The organism is Marinobacterium profundum (assembly GCF_001528745.1).
Taxonomy (GTDB): domain Bacteria; phylum Pseudomonadota; class Gammaproteobacteria; order Pseudomonadales; family Balneatricaceae; genus Marinobacterium_A; species Marinobacterium_A profundum.
This window is the reverse complement of sequence record NZ_BCNS01000122.1, coordinates 20,806-39,199: the sequence shown is the minus strand read 5'-3', so window position 1 is coordinate 39,199 and position 18,394 is coordinate 20,806. Positions and strand designations below refer to the sequence as shown.

Genomic DNA, 18,394 nt, shown 5'->3' with positions numbered 1-18,394 from the left:
TCCGCTGGGTGAATAAACACTACCGGCAGTGGACGGCCACTGCTGCAGTATCCACACGGGACGGCCCGTCACAGGACATGCGATGTTTACCAAAGTACTGATCGCCAACCGTGGTGCCATCGCCACACGCATCATCCGTACCCTGCAACGCCTTAATATCACCGCGGTGGCAGTCTACGCCGACTGTGACGCCGACAGCCTGCACGTGCGCCGGGCAGACGAGGCTTACTGTCTGGGTGAAGGCGGCGCCAGCGACACCTATCTCAATATCGACAAACTGCTGGCCATCGCCGCAAAAACCGGTGTCCAGGCCATTCACCCAGGCTACGGCTTTCTGAGTGAAAATGCCGCCTTTGTACGCCGCTGCGAAGCCGCCGGCATCGCCTTTATAGGCCCGACACCCACCCAGATCGAAACCTTTGGCCTCAAGCATCGCGCCCGCGCCCTGGCTGACGAGGCCGGTGTGCCGCTACTGCCCGGCAGTGCCCTGCTGAGCAACCTGGCGCAGGCCCGAGAGGAAGCCATCCGTATCGGCTACCCGGTCATGCTCAAAAGCACCGCCGGCGGCGGCGGTATCGGCATGCACCTGTGCCACAACGAGGACGAACTGCTCGGTGCCTTCGACAGTGTCCGGCGCCTGGGTGCGCATAACTTCGCCGATGATGGCGTCTTTCTGGAAAAGTTCATCCAGCGGGCGCGGCATATCGAAGTGCAAGTGTTCGGTGACGGTGCAGGCAAGGCCCTTGCGCTTGGCGAACGGGACTGTTCCAGCCAGCGTCGTAACCAGAAGGTCGTGGAGGAATGCCCGGCCCCGAACCTGGACAATGCCGCCCGCCAGGCGCTGCACACCACAGCGGAGCGCCTCTTGGCGCAGGTGCAGTACCGCAACGCCGGCACCGTTGAGTTCATCTTCAACAGTGACAACGGCGAGTTCTACTTCCTTGAGGTCAACACCCGGCTGCAGGTCGAGCACGGCGTTACCGAAGAGGTCTATGGCGTTGATCTGGTGGAATGGATGCTGCGCCAGGCTGCCGGCGAGGATATGACGCTGGAGCAGCGTCGCCCAACGCTGGCGCCCCGAGGTCACGCCATTCAGGTACGCGTCTATGCCGAAGACCCTTATCAGCGCTTTCAGCCCTGTGCCGGCCTGCTGAGTGAAGTGTATTTCCCGCAGCAGGACGGCCTGCGTATCGATCACTGGATTGAAAGCGGCACAGAAGTCCCGCCTTTCTTTGATCCGATGCTCGCCAAGATCATAGTCCGGGGTGATAACCGCAACGATGCACTGCAGCGTCTGAGCACTGCGCTGGATAACACCCGTCTGTACGGCATCGAAACCAACCTGGGCTACCTGCGTGCGCTATGCCGCGACCCTGTGCTGGCGAGCGGCGAGGTGACGACCCGCTATCTCAACGATTTTCGCCACACACCCGCCCGCATTGATGTCATTCAGGGGGGCACCCAGACCACGATTCAGGACTGGCCAGCCCGCCAGGGGCACTGGGATGTCGGCGTGCCACCATCAGGGCCCTTCGACAGCTACTCGTTCCGCCTGGGAAACCGCCTGCTGGGCAACCCTGAATCCGCCGCCGGACTTGAGATCACGCTGCAGGGGCCGCTGCTGAAATTCAGCGTCGATACCCAGGTTCTGATCGCCGGCGCCCCAATCGAAGCCCAGCTGGACGGTTTACCTATCGAGCTTTGGCAGACGACCCTGATTCGTGCCGGCCAGCAGCTGCAGCTCGGGCGCATCAGCCTCGGCGCACGCTCCTACCTGCTGATCAAAGGCGGGCTGGATTGCCCCGAATACCTGGGATCACGCAGCACCTTCACCCTGGGGCAGTTTGGCGGCCATAACGGCCGGGCACTGCGCACCGGCGATGTACTGGCACTAACAGACTCGACAAACGCTGACGCACTTTCAAACCCAATTCCACCCCAGGTCAAGGACCTGCAGCCCACGATCACCGACCAGTGGGAGTTGCGAGTCATCTATGGCCCCCATGGCGCACCGGACTTCTTCACCGCAGACGATATTGCCACTTTTTTCGCGACCGACTGGGAGATCCACTACAACTCCAGCCGCACCGGCGTGCGCCTGATAGGCCCGAAACCGGACTGGGCACGGCCGGACGGCGGCGAAGCGGGCATGCATCCCTCCAATATCCATGACAACGCCTACGCCTTTGGAACCGTCGACTTTACCGGTGACATGCCTGTGATCCTAGGCCCCGACGGCCCCTCCCTCGGCGGCTTTGTCTGCCCCGCCACGGTAATTCAGGCCGACCTGTGGAAGCTCGGCCAGCTTCGCGCCGGCGACCGGGTACGTTTCGTACCGGTATCCATTGAGGCGGCCGTGGCGCTCGAAGCCTCGCAAAACCAGACCCTGAAAAGCCTTGAGGCCAGTCCCCCGGACTGGATGCCTATCAAGCCTGATACACCTGTTCTGGCCCGTCTTGATGCCGCCGACTTCGGTGACGAAATTACCTACAGAGCCGCCGGTGACCACTTTTTGCTGGTCGAGTACGGCGCCCAGGAACTGGATATTCGGCTGCGCTTTCGCGCCCATGCCCTGATGCAGTGGCTGCAGCAGAACCCCCTGCCTGGGCTACGCGAACTGACCCCCGGCATCCGTTCGCTGCAACTGCACTTCGACAGTCAGCAGCTCAGCCATGCCAGGCTGCTGACGCATCTGCGCCAGGCCGAAGAAGCCCTTGCCCAACAGCTGGATGCACTCAGCGTACCCTCACGTATCGTGCATATCCCGCTGTCATGGGACGACGAAGCGTGCCAACTGGCCATCGAAAAGTACCAGCAGTCGGTGCGTCGCGATGCTCCCTGGTGTCCGAGTAACCTGGAATTCATCCGCCGTATCAACGGGCTGGACAGCATAGACGCGGTCAAGCGCATCATCTTCGAGGCTTCCTACCTGGTGATGGGGCTGGGCGACGTTTACCTCGGCGCCCCGGTGGCTACACCGATTGACCCGCGTCACCGTCTGGTTACCACCAAGTACAACCCCGCCCGCACCTGGACCGCTGAAAACTCGGTTGGCATCGGGGGCTCCTACCTCTGCGTCTATGGCATGGAAGGTCCTGGCGGCTACCAGTTCGTGGGCCGCACCCTGCAGATGTGGAATCGCTACCGCAGGACGACAGAGTTTGAGCAACCCTGGCTGCTGCGCTTTTTTGACCAGATTCGTTTCTACGAAGTCAGCAGCGACGAACTCAAACAGATCCGCCGCGACTTCCCCCAGGGGCGCTATCCGCTGAAAATAGAACAAAGCCAGTTCAGTCTCAGCGATTACCAGGCCATGCTGGCCGAGCAGAGCACCGATATAGCGGCATTTACAGCAGCCCGCCAACAGGCCTTTGAGACCGAACTGGCGCATTGGCACAGCACCGGGCAATTCAATTACCAGCCGCAGGAAACAGTTACAGATAAAGCTGAACACAACTGGCCAGAGGATCATATACCGGTCGACAGTCCGGTGTCCGGCAGTCTCTGGCAGGCCGAGGTCGCCGTGGGCGATCGGGTGCTGGCCGGGCAGACACTGCTGATTCTCGAATCCATGAAAATGGAAATCCCCATTTTTTCCCCCTGTAACGGCACCATAACGCAACTGCTGTGCACGGCAGGCGACCGTGTACAGGCAGGTCAGGCACTGCTGGTACTGGAAGGCGACACCGCCACAACGATTGATCTGGAGAAGACCGCATGACTGACATGACTCTTTCGGCCCTGCGCCAAGCCTACGCCGACGGCGTGTCCCCTGGTGATATCCTCGCCGACATTCGAACCAAGGCCGCGCAGTACAGCGACCACAATATCTGGATCCACCTGCTCAGCGCCGACGAACAGCGGCCTTACCTGGATGCCCTGGCCGACAAAGACAAGGCCACACATCCACTCTGGGGCATTCCTTTTGCTATCAAGGACAACATTGACCTGGCCGGCATTCCGACGACCGCCGCTTGCGAGGCCTATGCATTCACCCCGGATACGTCCGCCTTCGCTGTGCAGCGTCTGATTGACGCCGGCGCCATTCCGGTTGGCAAAACCAATCTGGATCAGTTTGCCACAGGCCTGAACGGCACCCGTTCCCCCTGGGGCCCTTGTGGCAATGCCTTTGATCCGGCTATGGTCAGCGGGGGCTCCAGCGCAGGCTCTGCGGTGGCGGTTGCGCTGGGGCTGGCCAGCTTTAGCCTGGGCACCGATACCGCAGGATCCGGCCGGGTACCTGCCGGCTTTAACAACCTGGTGGGTCTCAAGCCCAGCCGGGGGCTACTGTCCAATACCGGCATGGCGCGGGCGTGCCGCAGCCTGGACTGCATCAGCATCTTCGCCTTCACCACCGATGACGCAAACACAGTGCTTGCGGTGGCTGAAGGGGTCGATTGCACGGATGAGTACAGCCGCGCCAACCCGTTTCAGAACAGCCCGCGCCACTATGGCCGCTGGCAAGGACCGGTTCGCACCGGCGTGATTCCAGCGGCTCAGCTGGAGTTCTTCGGTGACGCCGACTATGCCAGCGCCTACGCAGCAACTGTCTCGCAACTGCGTGCAGACGGCTTTGAGTGCGTTGAAGTCGACTACGCGCCCTTTCTGGAGGCCGCCCGGCTACTCTACGAAGGCCCCTGGGTGGCGGAGCGCTATCTGGCCACTCTGCCGCTGGTGAAAGAGAAGCCAGAAACCATGCTGGATGTAATTCGCGCCATTATCGAGCCAGGCTGCGAGCCCCGCGCCACCGCGCTGTTCAGTGCCCAGTACCGCCTGAAAGCCTTGCAGCAACAGTGCCTGGCTCAGTTGGAAAAGCTCGACTGCCTGCTGACCCCCACCACCAGCACGCACTTCAGTATCGAACAGATGCTGGCCGACCCCATCCGCCACAACAGCGAACTGGGCCAGTACACCAATTTTGTAAATCTGCTCGATCTGTGCGCCATTGCCGTGCCCACCACGTTCACTGACAAGGGTCTGCCGTTCGGTATTACCCTGGTGGCCGATCACTTCCAGGATCGCAAGCTGCTATCGATCGCCAATCGTATCCAGAGCCTGTTCAGGCAGCCACTGGGGGCTACCAAAACCCCCATGCCCGCATTGAATACCACACCCGTTAGGGCCGAAGAGCAGATCGAGGTGGTCGTCTGCGGCGCCCACCTGGAGGGCCTGCCACTGAACTGGCAATTGGTTGAACGCGGCGCGACCCTGGTTGAACGCACCCGGTCCGCACCGGTTTACCGCCTCTATGCACTGGCCGGCGGCCCGCCCTATCGTCCGGGGATGCTGCTGGATGAAGCCGGAGGTGCCAGCATCGAAGTGGAAATCTGGTCAGTCCCGGCCGCACAGTTTGGCAGCTTCGTTGCCGGTATTCCGGCACCGCTGGGCATCGGCAAGATACGCCTGGCCGATGGCCGCCGGATAAGCGGCTTTATCTGTGAACCCCATGGCCTCAACGGCGCCCAGGAGATTACCCATCTGGGCGGCTGGAAGCCTTATCTGGAAAACAACCGTACCTGATTAAAACTACTTTCGCAGAAATGGCTGGGAGGCGGAGAACTCCCACTCTCGTAACGCCAGCAGCACCCCGGTATTATGGCGTTCAGCCAGCGGGCGGCTGGCATCCTGGCGCTGCAGATCAGCGATTTCCTGGCTCAGCGCCTGTAGCCTGCGGCTAATCAGCTGACGTGAATGCTCACTCAGCATGCCAGTGCAAAACAGCCGCGTACCGCCAGATTTTCGAAAACTGCCGCGCAGAAACTGCTGCTGCACTTCCTGCTCGAAATAGCGCTCAATAGGCCCACCCGGGATCCAGCTGAAGTGCTCGTCGATCCGAAGCTTGATACGGTTGCGGGGCAGCAGGTCAATAATATGCAGCCGGTCGAGCTTCGCCAGGCAACGAATACATTCGCTTTCGCTGATTGCATATCGCCCGATAATATCGGCAAAGCCCAGCTGACTCTGCACGAAAACCGCCACCATCAGCAGCAGTGGATCCGCCACCAGTTCCCGCTCCTGAGCTTCGCTCAGGTGCACAATGCGCTGGCGCGCCGCTTCATACTGCTGAAAAAGTTCCGACAGATCCATCTGCATCAGCTGGCAAATATCCTCTATCCGCGCAAGCGTAAAACGCTCAGTGGCGAATTGGCGTTTAACGTTCGCCTCGCTCATGCCAAGCCCGCGCGCCACATCAGCGTAGGTCAGCCCACTGGCACGCAGCGCCCGCTTCAGTGTCGAGATGATTGCTTCTGTCTGTGCCACGACGCTCTCCACCCAAAAAGTATCGAATAAGTATACTTTACGGTGATCAAAACAGTGCTTTCCATAAGACGGTTTATTAATCCGCAATTCAGGCAAAGAATGGCTTCGAACCCATAGCCGGAGCCCTGCACCATGTCATTTATCAAGCGCTTGTCCACTACCTTTATAGCCCGCCTGGATGGCATTGTCGGTGAAATCGAGGACCACGAAGCCGTTGTGCAAACCAGCATTGATGAAATGCGTCACAAAGTGGCCCAGGCCCGGGCACGGCTGAATCAGATGCAACGCGAAGAGGCTCAACTGCAATCGCGCATAGCCGCTTTGCACGAGGATGAGCAGCTTTGGGCGGAACGCGCCAAAAGCTGTGCCAGCACAGACCCCACCCGAGCACTGGCTTGTATCGAGCGCCGCCAGCAATGCAGAACCCAGGCCGAGCAACTGGCCCGGGGGCAGGTCAGTTACCGCCAGTCGGCAGTCCGCTTGTCCCGTGATGTCGCCGACAGCGAAGCCCGCCTGCACGCACTGAGCAATCGTCACTCGATCATGCGTGCCCGCCAGAGCGGAACCGCGGCCCGCGTCGCCACAGCGCCAGACAGCGAAAGCTCGCTGCGTGATCTGGAAACCAGTTTTGAGCGCTGGGACGTACGACTTAGCGAGCAGGAACTTCGCATTGGCGATACCAGCCTGGAGGACAACCTCGACCAAGCCTTCAGCCGCGAGGAGCACGATGCCCGCCTGCGCGCCGAACTCGATGCCTTGCTGCAGGAGAACGCAAAATGAATCAGCATCCCGATCCCTGGCTGCCGGCCGCAACACCCGCTATGGCGATGTCCGACTCAGCGACCGGTTCTGATAACGCCGACTCGAACCCAGGCCCGATCACCGCCACACCACTGATGCAACGCCTGCCCCAGCTACTGCGCATGGCCGGCGCCACGGCACTGCTGGTGGCCATGTACAGTTTCCTGGTGCAAGGCTGGCAGGACGGTAACGACTTGCTGCGCTACGCCATGCTGCTTGGCCACAGCCTGCTGCTCTGCGGTGTCGGACTTGTCAGCGGCCACTGGCTACAGGAAGCCAAGGGTGCTCGCCTGCTGGTCACCCTGGCACTGACCTCGGTACCCGCCAACTTTGCCATTCTGGGCGCCTTTGTGTACTCGGCATTTGGCCCCCAGCGCAGCCTCAGCCAGCCGGACTATGCGCTCTGGCAACTCGACTCCCCCACTGCCACCGTCTTAACGGTTGCGCTGGCGGTCGCCGCGCTGATACCGGTCATGCTACTGGGGTTTCGTACCCTAGCCCGGGTTTTGAGCACACACCTGAGCATCATGTTTATGCTGTCCAACGCCCTGCTGCTGATTCCGCTGCGCGATCCGTTGTACTTGTCGGCCCTCAGCTTGCCACTGGCTCTGCTGATGTTGCTGAACAATGAAAAAACGCAACAGCAGAGTATCGCTGCCCGCACACCCGACGGACTGATCGCGCGAGCACTGCTATACCTGCCGCTGGTCGTACTGGTCGGACGTAGCCTCTGGTTCTACGATACCGATGCTTTCCTGTTTAGCAGTAGCCTGGTGATACTCTTCCTGGCGGCGCGTCAGATCAGCCTGCGACTGCCGGGCCAGTCAATCATGCGAGGGTTGCTGGAAGTCTGCAGCGGTCTGCTCACCCCAATGATCGGCGTGGGCAGCGTATTGCTGCTGGAAGGCATCCTCACAGAATCCCTGATGCTGCAGCTGGCAGCACTGATCAGCGCAGCCTTGCTGTACGAAGTATCGCACCGGGCCCAAATGGCTCCCGCGCTCTACCGTTTAATGGCCATGCTGATGCTGTCCCTGGGATTGATCGTCAACTTTGTCCTGTTCGAAGGACTGGCCACCTCCTTAACGAGTCTGGCTATCGGCTTGATACTGGCCCTGATCGGCCGCCATTATCGCCAGCTGGCACTATTTGGCACCGGCCTGGTGCTGGCCGCAGTCAGCCTGATCTATCAGCTGTACCAGATGATGCAGGTGTTTGACCTCAGCGGCTGGATCAGCCTGGCCGTGCTTGGCATGCTCGCCATCGTAATCGCCTCAGTGCTGGAATCCGGTGGCGGCCGCATCCGCCCGCGATTGCTGCTCCTGCGCCGACGCTTTGCCAGCTGGGAGGTTTAAAACAAGCCCTTGCCCGCCCCGTCACGCCGGGCAAGGGCCTTTCTAAACTACACAGAACACCCTCTTAATTTCAGCGCCGTTTCAGACAGCCGCGCTATAACTGCCAGCCATAGGGGGATTACCTTGCTGCTGCGGTGATCCTAATCAGAGCGAATAGCGTAATAGTTACCACAGAGGCGAGCGGATCCGCCCTGGAATCGAGCCCTGTCGATTCAGCGAACCAGAGGCAAGGACAATGATAAGCACCCGACTGATACAACTAGCGCGATACCTCGGACTGATCCGTCAGTCCCATCTGGCAACACGAAAAGCATTTTTGCAACGCACGCTTGAACACAATGATGCCCAGATGAGCCCGGTACAGCGCGCAACGGCCAGAGCCGCCCGCAAGAATCCCTGGATCCTCGCAGGCTGATAGCCAAGTCCTTTTCAGCCTCGTGGCTTTGCATACAGAGCCGACCTTGGCCAATCCGCTTTGAATATTCGTAATAACAGACGCCCACTCAACAGGCAGTTCCCAACTCAAGCTGACTGCACTTGCAGTGGCTACGCCAGTCTTTTGCCTTTAAAGTGATTTGATAGAGCCTCCAGGGATACCGAGGTATAAGGTCCTCGGCACCCCAGAGTGAAAGCCTCAAGCCAGATGATTTACGCTTAGCTTCCGTAGACCCAATTTACCAGCCCCAGCGAAACACTCGGCACATAAGTCACCAGCATTAGCAGCGCCACCAGCACGCCAATGAACGGCAAGTTGGCGCGCGTCGTGGTCCAGATATCTATCTTAGCGATAGCGCAGGATGTCGCCAGTACACTGGCCACTGGTGGCGTCTGCTGACCAATGGCCAGGTTCAGTGTCACAATTAGACCGAAATGGATCGGGTCGATGCCAAACTGATGCACTAGCGGCAGCACCATGGGTACCACCAGAATGATGGCCGCCGCCCCGTGCAGAAACATGCCCAGTACCAGAAACAGCAAGTTGAGCAGCATCAGCACAACAACCGGGCTGTCGGTCAGTCCAAGAATGGCCTGTGCCATCTGCTGTGGCAGCCTCGCTTCGGTCAGGTAGAGGCCCAGCAATGCCGAGGCCGCTACCAGCAGCATAACCGCTGCCGTTTGAACCGATGCCCTGACCATGCATTTATAGAGGTGCTGCAGCGTCAGCTCGCGATAAACGACGAAGCCGATAAAGAGCGCCGCGACCACCGCCAGTCCAGCCCCCTCCGTCGCCGTTACGATACCACCGAATATCCCCCCCAAAATGATGACTGGCAGCATCAGCGCCCAGCTCGCGGCACGGAATTTCTCCCAGAGCATGCGAAGGCTGAAGGCCTCTTCGCGCGGGAAGTCATAGCGCACCGCCAGGTAATAGGCGAGCCCCATCATCATGCCGCCCCCCAGAATCCCCGGGATAACACCTGCAAGGAACAGTTCATGAGTACCGCTGCAAATCCTGACAATACGACCGACACGATAGCCATAATTCAGTCAATATCACCAGCATGATAGTTAAATTTAATATCACACAATATGTAGCAGTGGCGCGACAAGCAGAATGGAAACTGACTCCGACTAACAACAACTTTCCAGAATCGAACATCAACAACAGATCAATAAATAATCACTAGTAACTATCATCAAAACCTATTCACCCACATTGCCAAACACCGTGCAAGAATCTCATCTTGGCCTCCCCACTGGCTGAGCTAAGTTAAAACAAGCGTTAGAAACCCGCCCGCTGTTGCAGTAAAGGGAGTCAGGATTCAGGGGAAACTGGGAAGCCCTGCGGTCTCGCACCCGCTCGCTTGCCGACTTCACCTGGACTTCACATTCAGGAGTCTGAGCATGGCAAGCTATCTTCACCCCGGCGTCTATATCGAAGAAATCCCCAGTGGCGCAAGGCCCATTGAAGGCGTTTCTACGTCCGTCACCGCGTTCGTCGGAGCCTCCTCCCGAGGGCCGTCGGGCGCCATTTTAATAGGCAAATTCGACGATTATGTACGCGACTTCGGCGGCGTCACCGGTGCCGATGACACTATGGGGCTGGCCGTACAGGCCTTTTATCTCAATGGAGGCGGCGCCGCTTTTATCTGCCGCCTGACCGGTGAAGGCTCCGCCCCCGCCACTCTGGGTATTAACGGCCAGGGTGTCGCGGGCGGAGGTCCTCTCGCTAATGGCGGTCTGGCAATCAGTGCCAAAAATGTCGGCGACTGGGGCAATGACATCTTCGTGCAGATTATAAAGCCGGATGCCGATGCCGAGTTGTTCGATCTGGTGGTGGGGCATCGCGAAGACGGCGAACTGGTCGTAGATGAGATATTCACCGATCTTTCGATGAATACCGGTTCGCCTGACTACGCTCTGACCCGGATCAACAGTTCATCCAGCCTGGTGTCTGTTGCACTGGGCGCTGCAGTAGCCGCCAATTATCAGGCGGCCTCCCTTATCGGCGGTGCCCTGCCGGACCCGAATCCCTTTGCCGCCGCCAGCGGCAACCCGATGCTGATGAACCTCGCCATCAACGGCCTGCAGACCGAGCAGATCTCGGTAACCGTCTCTCCCGGCGACAATCCTGATGATATCGCCACCGCGCTCGAGACAGCGATTCGGGCCCTGGGCCCACAGGACGCCTACCAGACCTTCAGCGCCAGCTGGAGTGGCGCCACGGATCGCTTCACTCTCACCGCCGCAGAGGACGAAAGCCTGGCGTCGGTGGAGGTCTTCGGCGGTGGCCTTGCTGAGCTGCTGCGCCTGAGGCCCGAGGATAGCGCCCGCATCACCGGGGCCGCCGTTGCCCCCGCGGATCTGCCTTTCGCAACCAGCGTTTCCGCTCTGGGCGTGACTGGCCTGACACTCAGCGTCGATGGCAACAATGTCACTCTGTCCCTGGCTACAGCCGCATTCAACCTCACCGCTAACAACGATACCTCAGGGGCGGCCATCGCTCTGGCCATTCAAAACGCGGTGCGGGCAGAGGCCAATGGCCGTGAATCTCTGGCCGCTTTTTCCGCTAGCTATAACGCCGCTACAACCCAGTTCAGCTTCACATCGGGCTCGTCAGCGGTGCGGCTGTCGGGGATTCAGGTTACCGACGGCGCCCTCGCCAACATTCTCGGCATGAATGCCGCCGATAATCCCGTCGCCACCCCTGGGCGTCAGCGAGAACTGGGCATCAGCAATCTGGTCCCCATACAAAGCCTCGGACTGCTGGAGCAGGGCGTACCATTGACCGGCGGCGTCGCCAACGCCCCCAGTGCAGCAGAATATGGCACCTTCTATGCCAACACCCTGCGCAAGATCAGGGACGTCAGCATTGTCGTGCTGCCGGGCAACCCCTGGCCTGCCAGCGGTACCAATCCGATCATCACCCAAACGCTGGCCCACTGCGAAACCATGCGCAATCGCATGCTCATAGTGGATCCCCCCGCAGGGCTGGAGCTGGATCAGGCCGCAGCGGTCAAATCGCTGGGGCTGCCGACATCCACCTATACCGTCCTCTACTACCCCTGGGTCAGCGTCGCGAACCCGGCCTATGACGCCGACCGTAATCCCACTGCGCCAAAAACGGTGGCCATTGCACCCTCCTCTTTGGCGGCTGGTCTCTGGGCGCGCACCGATGCCCGTCGCGGCGTGTGGAAAGCCCCCGCCGGCGTCGAGACTCAATTGAACGGTGTAGCAGCTCTACAATTTGCGGCCGAAGACCTGGAGCAAGATCAGCTCAACCCCCTGGGGGTCAATGTCATTCGACGCCTGCCGGGATACAGCTCGGTAATATGGGGAAGTCGCACCCTGGCAACCAAAGCCTCACCTGAGTGGCGCTATGTGCCTGTACGCCGCACTGCAATTTTTATCGAGCAGAGCATCTACAACGGTATCCAGTGGGCGGTGTTCGAACCCAACGACGAACCGCTCTGGGGATCATTGCGAGGCAATATTGGCTCCTTCATGAACGGTCTCTTCCGCGCCGGCGCTTTTCAGGGTGCCACCTCCGACCAGGCCTATTTCGTTCGCTGCAAACTCGGCGACACCATGACCCAGGGCGATATCGACCGCGGGCAGGTCATCGTTCAGGTCGGTTTTGCACCACTGAAGCCCGCCGAGTTCGTCATCATCCGTATCCAGCAAAAAGTTGGCGAACAATCCTGATTGAGTGAGGAGAAACCCCATGGCCGCACCAATTTTCCCTGTTAACACCCATCGCTACGACCCCTATCGCACCTTCATGTTCCAGGTTGTGATCGACGGCCAGGTCGTGGCAGGGCTGCGCAAAATGAGTGTTCTGAAGAAAACCACCGAAGCCGTCAAATGGCGTTCAGCGGGCGATCCGGCCCACGAGCGGGTGATGCCCGGCGGTACCAGTTACGAACCCGTGACCCTTGAACAGGGGCTGACCCACGACCCTGTTTTCGAGACTTGGGCGAACCTGGTTAACAACTTCAAGGGCAACGCCGCCATGTCCCTGCTCAACTACCGCAAGGACATAACGCTCAATGTGCTCAACCTTCAGGGGGTACCCGTTATCAGTTACATGCTGCACCGCGCCTGGGTGTCCGAATATCAGGCACTGCCGGAGTTCGACGCCGGCACCATGAATGCTGTGGGTATCCAAACCATCATCTTGCAGCATGAGGGCTGGGAACGGGATTTGGCGATCACTGAACCGACGGAAAGCTGATGAAACTCCAACTCTTGCCCGGCGGCCTTTTTATCGAGGGCACATTGCGACAGGACTATCGTTTCAATCCGCTGAACGGCGCGCTGGAATTGTCACTGGAGGAGGCTGCCGCAGAGGATGGCTGCACCGCAGACAAGGTAACCGCAGTGCTCGCCTGCGCCCTGGCAAGTCTGGCAGGGCAGGAGCCGGATCGGCTGCTGGTGGCGTCGCTGGTGGTCGGTGATCGTCAGTTCCTGATGCGCCAACTGAGCGTATTGCTGGATGACAGCCAGCGCTGGCTATCGGCGCGCTGCAGCGACTGCGACGCCGTGTTTGATCTGAATTACAGGCCCTCCAGCCTGCCGATAAAAAGTGCAGGCCAAGATTTCCCCGAAAGTGCAGTGCAAATCAATGGTACGAGTTACCGGTTAAGGTTGCCGACAGGCGCCGACCAGTCGAATCTCGATCCGCGCAAAAGCTCTGAAGAACAACAACTGCAATTATTGGCCTCGCTGCTGAACCCGATCCCCGATGTTTCGACACTGTCACCGCAGGATATTGAAATACTGGACCAGACCCTGGAGTCCATGGCGCCCGAAGTGGCCCTGCAACTGCTGGCCCCCTGCCCCCATTGCCAGATGGAAAACACCCTGGATCTGGACCCTTATCAGAGTCTGGACTCTTCGCCTGATGCCTTGCTCAGCGAGATTCATCGGCTGGCCAGCAGCTATCACTGGTCTCAGCAGGAAATCCTGGATCTGCCGAGACGCCGGCGCCAGCATTATTTGCAACTGATAGAAAGTAACCGAAACTCCCACACCATGGAGGCCGGACACTAATGGGCTACCTGGCAGATATAGTGGCCGATGCCCGGGAGCGGCATTTTGGAGAGTCGGCCCTGGCATATTCTGAAGAGGTGCTTGAGGTAAGCCAACCGGGCGAGAACGTCCTGCCTTCCACAACCCCAGACAATCACCAACCCACAACGCCCACTCCGCCCATCGAGCAGGGCCCGGATACCCTGGACAGTGCCAAGTCGCAAGCCCCTGATTTGCCGCCCGCCCGCAAACAGAGGCCTAAACCTGAGAGCGCAAAAGACCCCCATGACGCCAGCGCCCAGGAAAGCGCACAAGAGCCCCTTTACCAGTATTTACAGCACCTGAGTCAGCAAACTCTGATTGCAAGATCCGAAAAAATACTCACCCAACAGCAAAACCCGAATGTCCCTGCAGCGCCAAAGGTCAGCGATATGCCCCGCACGGAGCAACAAAAGTCGCCCTCAGACAGTCACGAAAACACACGGATTCCCGCCGCCAGAATAGCCACAGGCACCCGAATGGACTCATCAGACAAGTCTGCCGTGCCGCCTGTACAGGACAACGGACCCGCGCCAGCTACAGTACAAACGATCATCCAGACGATACAGGATGATGATTTCAGAGTTGTCCAGGACACCCAGGACCCACATCAGCGCCGATCGCTCCCTGATGACGTGAAAATAAAAATCCACAAGGACAGGCAACCATCGCCCGTCACCTCCGTTGCGCCTAAAAGAGAGCAGCAAACATCAGCACCACCGCGACATTTCCAGGAGTGCGCCAGTGACGCACCCCAACTAAGAATTGGGCAGATCAACGTGGTGGTGGAATCAACGAGGCCCGATCAGGACCGTCGCAGCGGGCTTGAGCGAGAGAGTGACTCCGCCAGCCGCTACTTCCTGAGGAGTCTTTAATGCCGCAGACCTCATCTTTATCAATCATCTGTCGAGAGGTCGAAGATTTCGTACGCAATGGCCTCAATGCCGGCGGCAACGATGTCTCGCTGAGCATAGGCGCACCGGCGGACCTGCCAGCGGCCCCCGGCCACAGGGTCAACCTGTTTTTCTACCGCTTCGAGCCCGGCGGATTCGAGGCCGGACTGCGACCGGGTCAGCCTTGGCACATCCGGCTTTTCTGTCTTATTACTTCCTTTGCCATTGATGAGGATCCCATCGCCAGTGGCGAGAATGACCTGCGTTTTCTCGGGCATATCATGCAGTTATTCCGCCAGACACCGGTGCTGCAGCCGGTGGCTCTGGACGGTGAGGAAATTCGTCTGCAGGTCATTTTCAGCCCGGTGACTGACGAGCAGATCAATCAGGTCTGGTCTACTCAGGGCGACACCACCTACAGACCCTCGCTGATCTATGAAATGGCGCTGGCGGTAATCACACCGATAGAAGCCGCTATAGAGCCACCCCGGGTCGCCGCCATCGGCCAGCAAGCCCTGGCCGATATGAGCGCCCGCCACGCCCGATTTTCCGGCATTGTGGAACGGCCGGTTTTCAATCCAGTCCGCATAGACGTCGACAACCCCCAGTGGCAACCGGCGCTGTGCTGGCTACTGGACGATCTTTGCGCCCATACCCTGAGTTTCGACGTCGACAGTGCGGAGTTCGCAGCCTTTGAACCCAGGATCTGGCTGGCCGGCGTGCCGGGCGAGGCCGTGCAGCTACGCTGGAGAGTCTGGGACGGATCCCAATGGAGCGACAACGGTGCCCCGGTGGCAGCCTCTCCCAGCCACGCTGCAATTACACCGGACGCCATTCCCGCCCCGCAGCCGGGCATCTTCCCGCTGCCCATTGCGCTGCCTTTTGTCCTTGCTCCCGGTCAAGACGCAGCACAGGGACTACTGACGGCGAGCCGGGAAGTTGCGCCCTTTGCGGGCGCTGCCCCCATCAGGCTGGAAAGCAATCCGCTACTGATCAATCTGTACCGGAGCAACGGATGAACAGCCCGACGCCGCAGCAAGTCCTGAATAATACGCCGACTCTGGACGTTGAATGGCAACGCCTGGAAGCCCTGGGGCGCTGCCTGCTCGACAGCCGCTACGGGCGAGACCCAGACAGCAACAGCCTCGAACAACTGCAACAGCTTCAGGTACAGGTGTGCACATTGCGCGAAGGCGCCTTCAGCCCCTGGCGCCGCCTGGTGCGCCCCCATGCACCAGCCCTGGCGCTGGATTTGCTTGCCTGCGTCATAGGTCCACAGGCGCATCCGCCGCTAGCCTGGATATACCGAGACCTCAACGGCGGTCAGCACCATCACGCCAGCGCCGTGCTGATCCATGCCCTGCTTGCGCTTGAGGTGGACGAGAACGAAACCCTGCACACTTTGATCTGGAGCCTCGCCAACGGCCCGGACCGGCTACTCAATATCAGCGAGGAGGATGTTACCGCCGCCATTCGTGCCGAACCCGGCACCCTGTCGAGACTATTGCAACGCCCCGAGGTGTCGTCGATCCCAGGCGCAACCCGCGTCGCTGCCGAGGCTGGGTTCAACGACCTGGTGCTGCCCCCCGACCGGATCTGCCTGTTGCGTGAATTTTCCTATCACTTCAAATACAGAGAGACAGTGGTTAACGGCTGGGGCGGGCGTCACTCCGGCGGCCCGGTAGCGCTTTTCAGTGGTGCCTCAGGCACCGGTAAAACATTCGCCGCGCGGGTACTGGCAAACGAACTGGGCTGGCCGCTCTATCGCGTCGACCTGGCCTGCCTGGTGAGCAAATATATCGGCGAAACCGAAAAGAACCTGTCACGCCTGTTTGATGCCGCCCACCAGAAACCAGTGGTACTGCTGTTTGACGAAGTCGATGCCCTGATGGGCAAGCGCGGCGAGATAAAAGATGCCCGGGATCGCTACGCCAATATGGAGGTAAGTTATCTGCTAACACGGATGGAGACACATGAGGGCCCCTGCATACTCACCACCAATCTGCGATCACAACTGGACCAGGCGTTTTTGCGTCGACTGCATCTGGTGGTGGAGTTCCCCAAACCTCAGGCAGCTGAACGCACCCGGCTTTGGCGCCTGTTGCTGCCACCCCGTGCTCCCCTGTCCCAGAACATCGATTTCGAGCAGCTGGGACAGGCGGTCAACCTCACCGGCGGACAGATCCGCAACGCCGCACTCTATGCCGCCTATCTTGCCGCCGCCGACGACAGCCCCATTGACCTGCCCCACATCGCCACAGCCATCTGGCGAGAGCTATCCAAGGAGCGGACACGACTGCAACCGGGCGATCTGGGGCTGCTGGCGCCCTACCTGCCTGAACAGCTGATGACGGAGGCCCTGGGATGATTGATATCAGCATAGGCCGCATGAACCTGCGTTTGGCACCCGTTTTCCGGGATCGCGCCAGCGCTATCGCCCGCGAGATTGGCGCGGGTCTGCGCCAGCAGTTTGCCGGCGACCCGTCTCTTGGCCGCCTGGAGGCAAACTTTGAAACCCTGGATGTGGCGCCCCTGCGCCTGAATCCTGGCTTGAGCGACAGACGTCTGGGAATGCAGATAGCTGCGGCTATCTGTCAGCAGCTGCGCGCCAGATCCGCACAGGAGATGTAGCACCATGGCAGTCAATCTCAGTCACGGCTTTCTGATGGAATACGGCTTTAACCTGCCGCCTCTGGTGCTGTACTTCGAGTTCAACCCCCAGACCATCACGCGAACCCGCACTGTCAACATCACCATGGGCAACGCCCCCGGCGCCAAAGGGGGCTACGGCTTTACCACACCGATGGACACGCCACGGGTCGCCCAGGGTGTTTCAGTTGAGCCGGAAAAATTCGATCTCACCATTTTGCTCGATGCTACCGACCGCATGGCGGACCCGAACGCCATCGGCCATGTCAATGCCATTACCCTTGGCATAGCACCGGAACTGGACACTCTGCGCAGCATGGTGGAACCCAAATCCCAGGGTCCCGGGGGCTTTACGACCCTCGCCGCCCTGGGCCTGGGTGGCGCGCGGGCATTCCAGCGCGATACGCACCCCTCAGTGCTGCTGCTGATCTGGGGTACACATATTCTGCCGGTCTTTCTCACCAGTGTGCAGGTTGAGGAAAACGCCCACCTGCCGTCGCTGCAACCCTATAGAGCCAACGTTACCCTCAGCTTTCAGGTGATTGAAGGCGACAACCCGTTCTACAAGGTGGAGCAGATTCGTCAGGCCGTCGGCGCGGCCCTGAACCTGGTGCCTACCATTGCGACTACGGTGATATGAATCATGTTGAGTAAAAAATCCCGTTACCAGAACACGCCCCACTTTACCGATCCAGACATTTTCCCGGGGCTGCAGACCCGCCCCATAGGCCCGTCCACCGGGGTCATCGAACACGAGGTGGTGGAGGGCGACCGGCTGGATCAACTGGCCCAGCACTATTACAAGGACGACCGGCTCTGGTGGCGCATACTCGATGCCAACCCGGAATTCACCTGTCCCCGGTCAGTGCTCGACAAGACCATGGTGGGCCGAGTAATCCTGATTCCCCGGGTGGGAGAATAGCC

Annotated in this window: 16 protein-coding genes; 14 read left to right on the top strand and 2 right to left on the bottom strand. The window is 59.7% G+C overall.

Translation table 11 applies throughout. The features are described 5' to 3' along the window. Positions 1-82 precede the first annotated feature (82 nt). Together uca and atzF are read left to right on the top strand one after the other, a co-directional pair. Positions 83-3,721 (top strand): urea carboxylase, encoded by a 3,639-nt coding sequence (gene uca / locus MPRO_RS13220; protein WP_067293237.1) that lies wholly within the window; start codon positions 83-85, stop codon positions 3,719-3,721. Then, positions 3,718-5,520 carry an allophanate hydrolase gene (gene atzF, locus MPRO_RS13215; RefSeq protein ID WP_067293233.1) on the top strand — a complete coding sequence of 601 codons (1,803 nt, stop codon included), beginning with the start codon at positions 3,718-3,720 and terminating at the stop codon, positions 5,518-5,520. The genes uca and atzF overlap by 4 nt, the downstream gene beginning before the upstream one ends. Before the next feature lie 6 nt (positions 5,521-5,526). Here atzF and MPRO_RS13210 read toward each other — a convergent pair whose 3' ends face one another. Continuing rightward, on the bottom strand, positions 5,527-6,261 hold the full coding sequence (locus MPRO_RS13210; RefSeq protein ID WP_067293230.1) for a helix-turn-helix domain-containing protein: 735 nt from the start codon (positions 6,259-6,261) through the stop codon (positions 5,527-5,529). Positions 6,262-6,393: 132 nt separating this feature from the next. On the opposite strand from MPRO_RS13210, the gene MPRO_RS13205 reads away from it, so the two are divergent. From MPRO_RS13205 to MPRO_RS25820, 3 genes are all read left to right on the top strand, one after another. After that, positions 6,394-7,041, top strand: coding sequence for a PspA/IM30 family protein (locus MPRO_RS13205; protein WP_067293227.1), 648 nt, complete (start codon positions 6,394-6,396; stop codon positions 7,039-7,041). Then, complete coding sequence (locus MPRO_RS13200; protein WP_067293225.1) at positions 7,038-8,417, top strand: hypothetical protein; 1,380 nt, start codon at positions 7,038-7,040, stop codon at positions 8,415-8,417. The genes MPRO_RS13205 and MPRO_RS13200 overlap by 4 nt, the downstream gene beginning before the upstream one ends. Positions 8,418-8,652: 235 nt before the next feature. Then, positions 8,653-8,832 (top strand): hypothetical protein, encoded by a 180-nt coding sequence (locus tag MPRO_RS25820; RefSeq protein ID WP_158651814.1) that lies wholly within the window; start codon positions 8,653-8,655, stop codon positions 8,830-8,832. A 239-nt stretch (positions 8,833-9,071) separates the two neighbouring features. Here MPRO_RS25820 and MPRO_RS13195 read toward each other — a convergent pair whose 3' ends face one another. Continuing rightward, complete coding sequence (locus tag MPRO_RS13195; protein ID WP_281177182.1) at positions 9,072-9,848, bottom strand: TRAP transporter large permease; 777 nt, start codon at positions 9,846-9,848, stop codon at positions 9,072-9,074. A 414-nt stretch (positions 9,849-10,262) separates the two neighbouring features. On the opposite strand from MPRO_RS13195, the gene MPRO_RS26340 reads away from it, so the two are divergent. Genes MPRO_RS26340 through MPRO_RS13150 form a run of 9 tightly spaced genes read left to right on the top strand, consistent with a single transcriptional unit; the run spans position 10,263 to position 18,392 of the window. After that, positions 10,263-12,563 carry a phage tail sheath family protein gene (locus tag MPRO_RS26340; protein WP_082708741.1) on the top strand — a complete coding sequence of 767 codons (2,301 nt, stop codon included), beginning with the start codon at positions 10,263-10,265 and terminating at the stop codon, positions 12,561-12,563. 19 nt (positions 12,564-12,582) lie between these two features. After that, positions 12,583-13,092, top strand: a complete 510-nt coding sequence (locus MPRO_RS13185) for a phage tail protein (protein ID WP_067293222.1) — start codon at positions 12,583-12,585, stop codon at positions 13,090-13,092. Further along, positions 13,092-13,910: a hypothetical protein gene (locus tag MPRO_RS13180; protein ID WP_067293219.1), complete on the top strand. Its 819-nt coding sequence runs from the start codon at positions 13,092-13,094 to the stop codon at positions 13,908-13,910. The genes MPRO_RS13185 and MPRO_RS13180 overlap by 1 nt, the downstream gene beginning before the upstream one ends. Continuing rightward, complete coding sequence (locus MPRO_RS13175) at positions 13,910-14,803, top strand: hypothetical protein (protein ID WP_067293216.1); 894 nt, start codon at positions 13,910-13,912, stop codon at positions 14,801-14,803. Before MPRO_RS13180 ends, MPRO_RS13175 begins: the two co-directional genes overlap by 1 nt. Continuing rightward, entirely contained in the window at positions 14,803-15,840 is a 1,038-nt protein-coding gene (locus MPRO_RS13170; protein ID WP_067293213.1) for a Pvc16 family protein, read from the top strand. Before MPRO_RS13175 ends, MPRO_RS13170 begins: the two co-directional genes overlap by 1 nt. Then, positions 15,837-17,189: an ATP-binding protein gene (locus tag MPRO_RS13165; RefSeq protein WP_067293210.1), complete on the top strand. Its 1,353-nt coding sequence runs from the start codon at positions 15,837-15,839 to the stop codon at positions 17,187-17,189. The genes MPRO_RS13170 and MPRO_RS13165 overlap by 4 nt, the downstream gene beginning before the upstream one ends. After that, a complete protein-coding gene (locus tag MPRO_RS13160; protein ID WP_067293208.1) occupies positions 17,186-17,452 on the top strand; it encodes a hypothetical protein in 267 nt (88 codons plus the stop codon). The genes MPRO_RS13165 and MPRO_RS13160 overlap by 4 nt, the downstream gene beginning before the upstream one ends. A 4-nt stretch (positions 17,453-17,456) precedes the next feature. Next, a complete protein-coding gene (locus tag MPRO_RS13155; protein WP_067293205.1) occupies positions 17,457-18,110 on the top strand; it encodes a CIS tube protein in 654 nt (217 codons plus the stop codon). Positions 18,111-18,113: 3 nt separating this feature from the next. Continuing rightward, a complete protein-coding gene (locus MPRO_RS13150; protein WP_067293202.1) occupies positions 18,114-18,392 on the top strand; it encodes a LysM peptidoglycan-binding domain-containing protein in 279 nt (92 codons plus the stop codon). Positions 18,393-18,394: the final 2 nt, after the last annotated feature.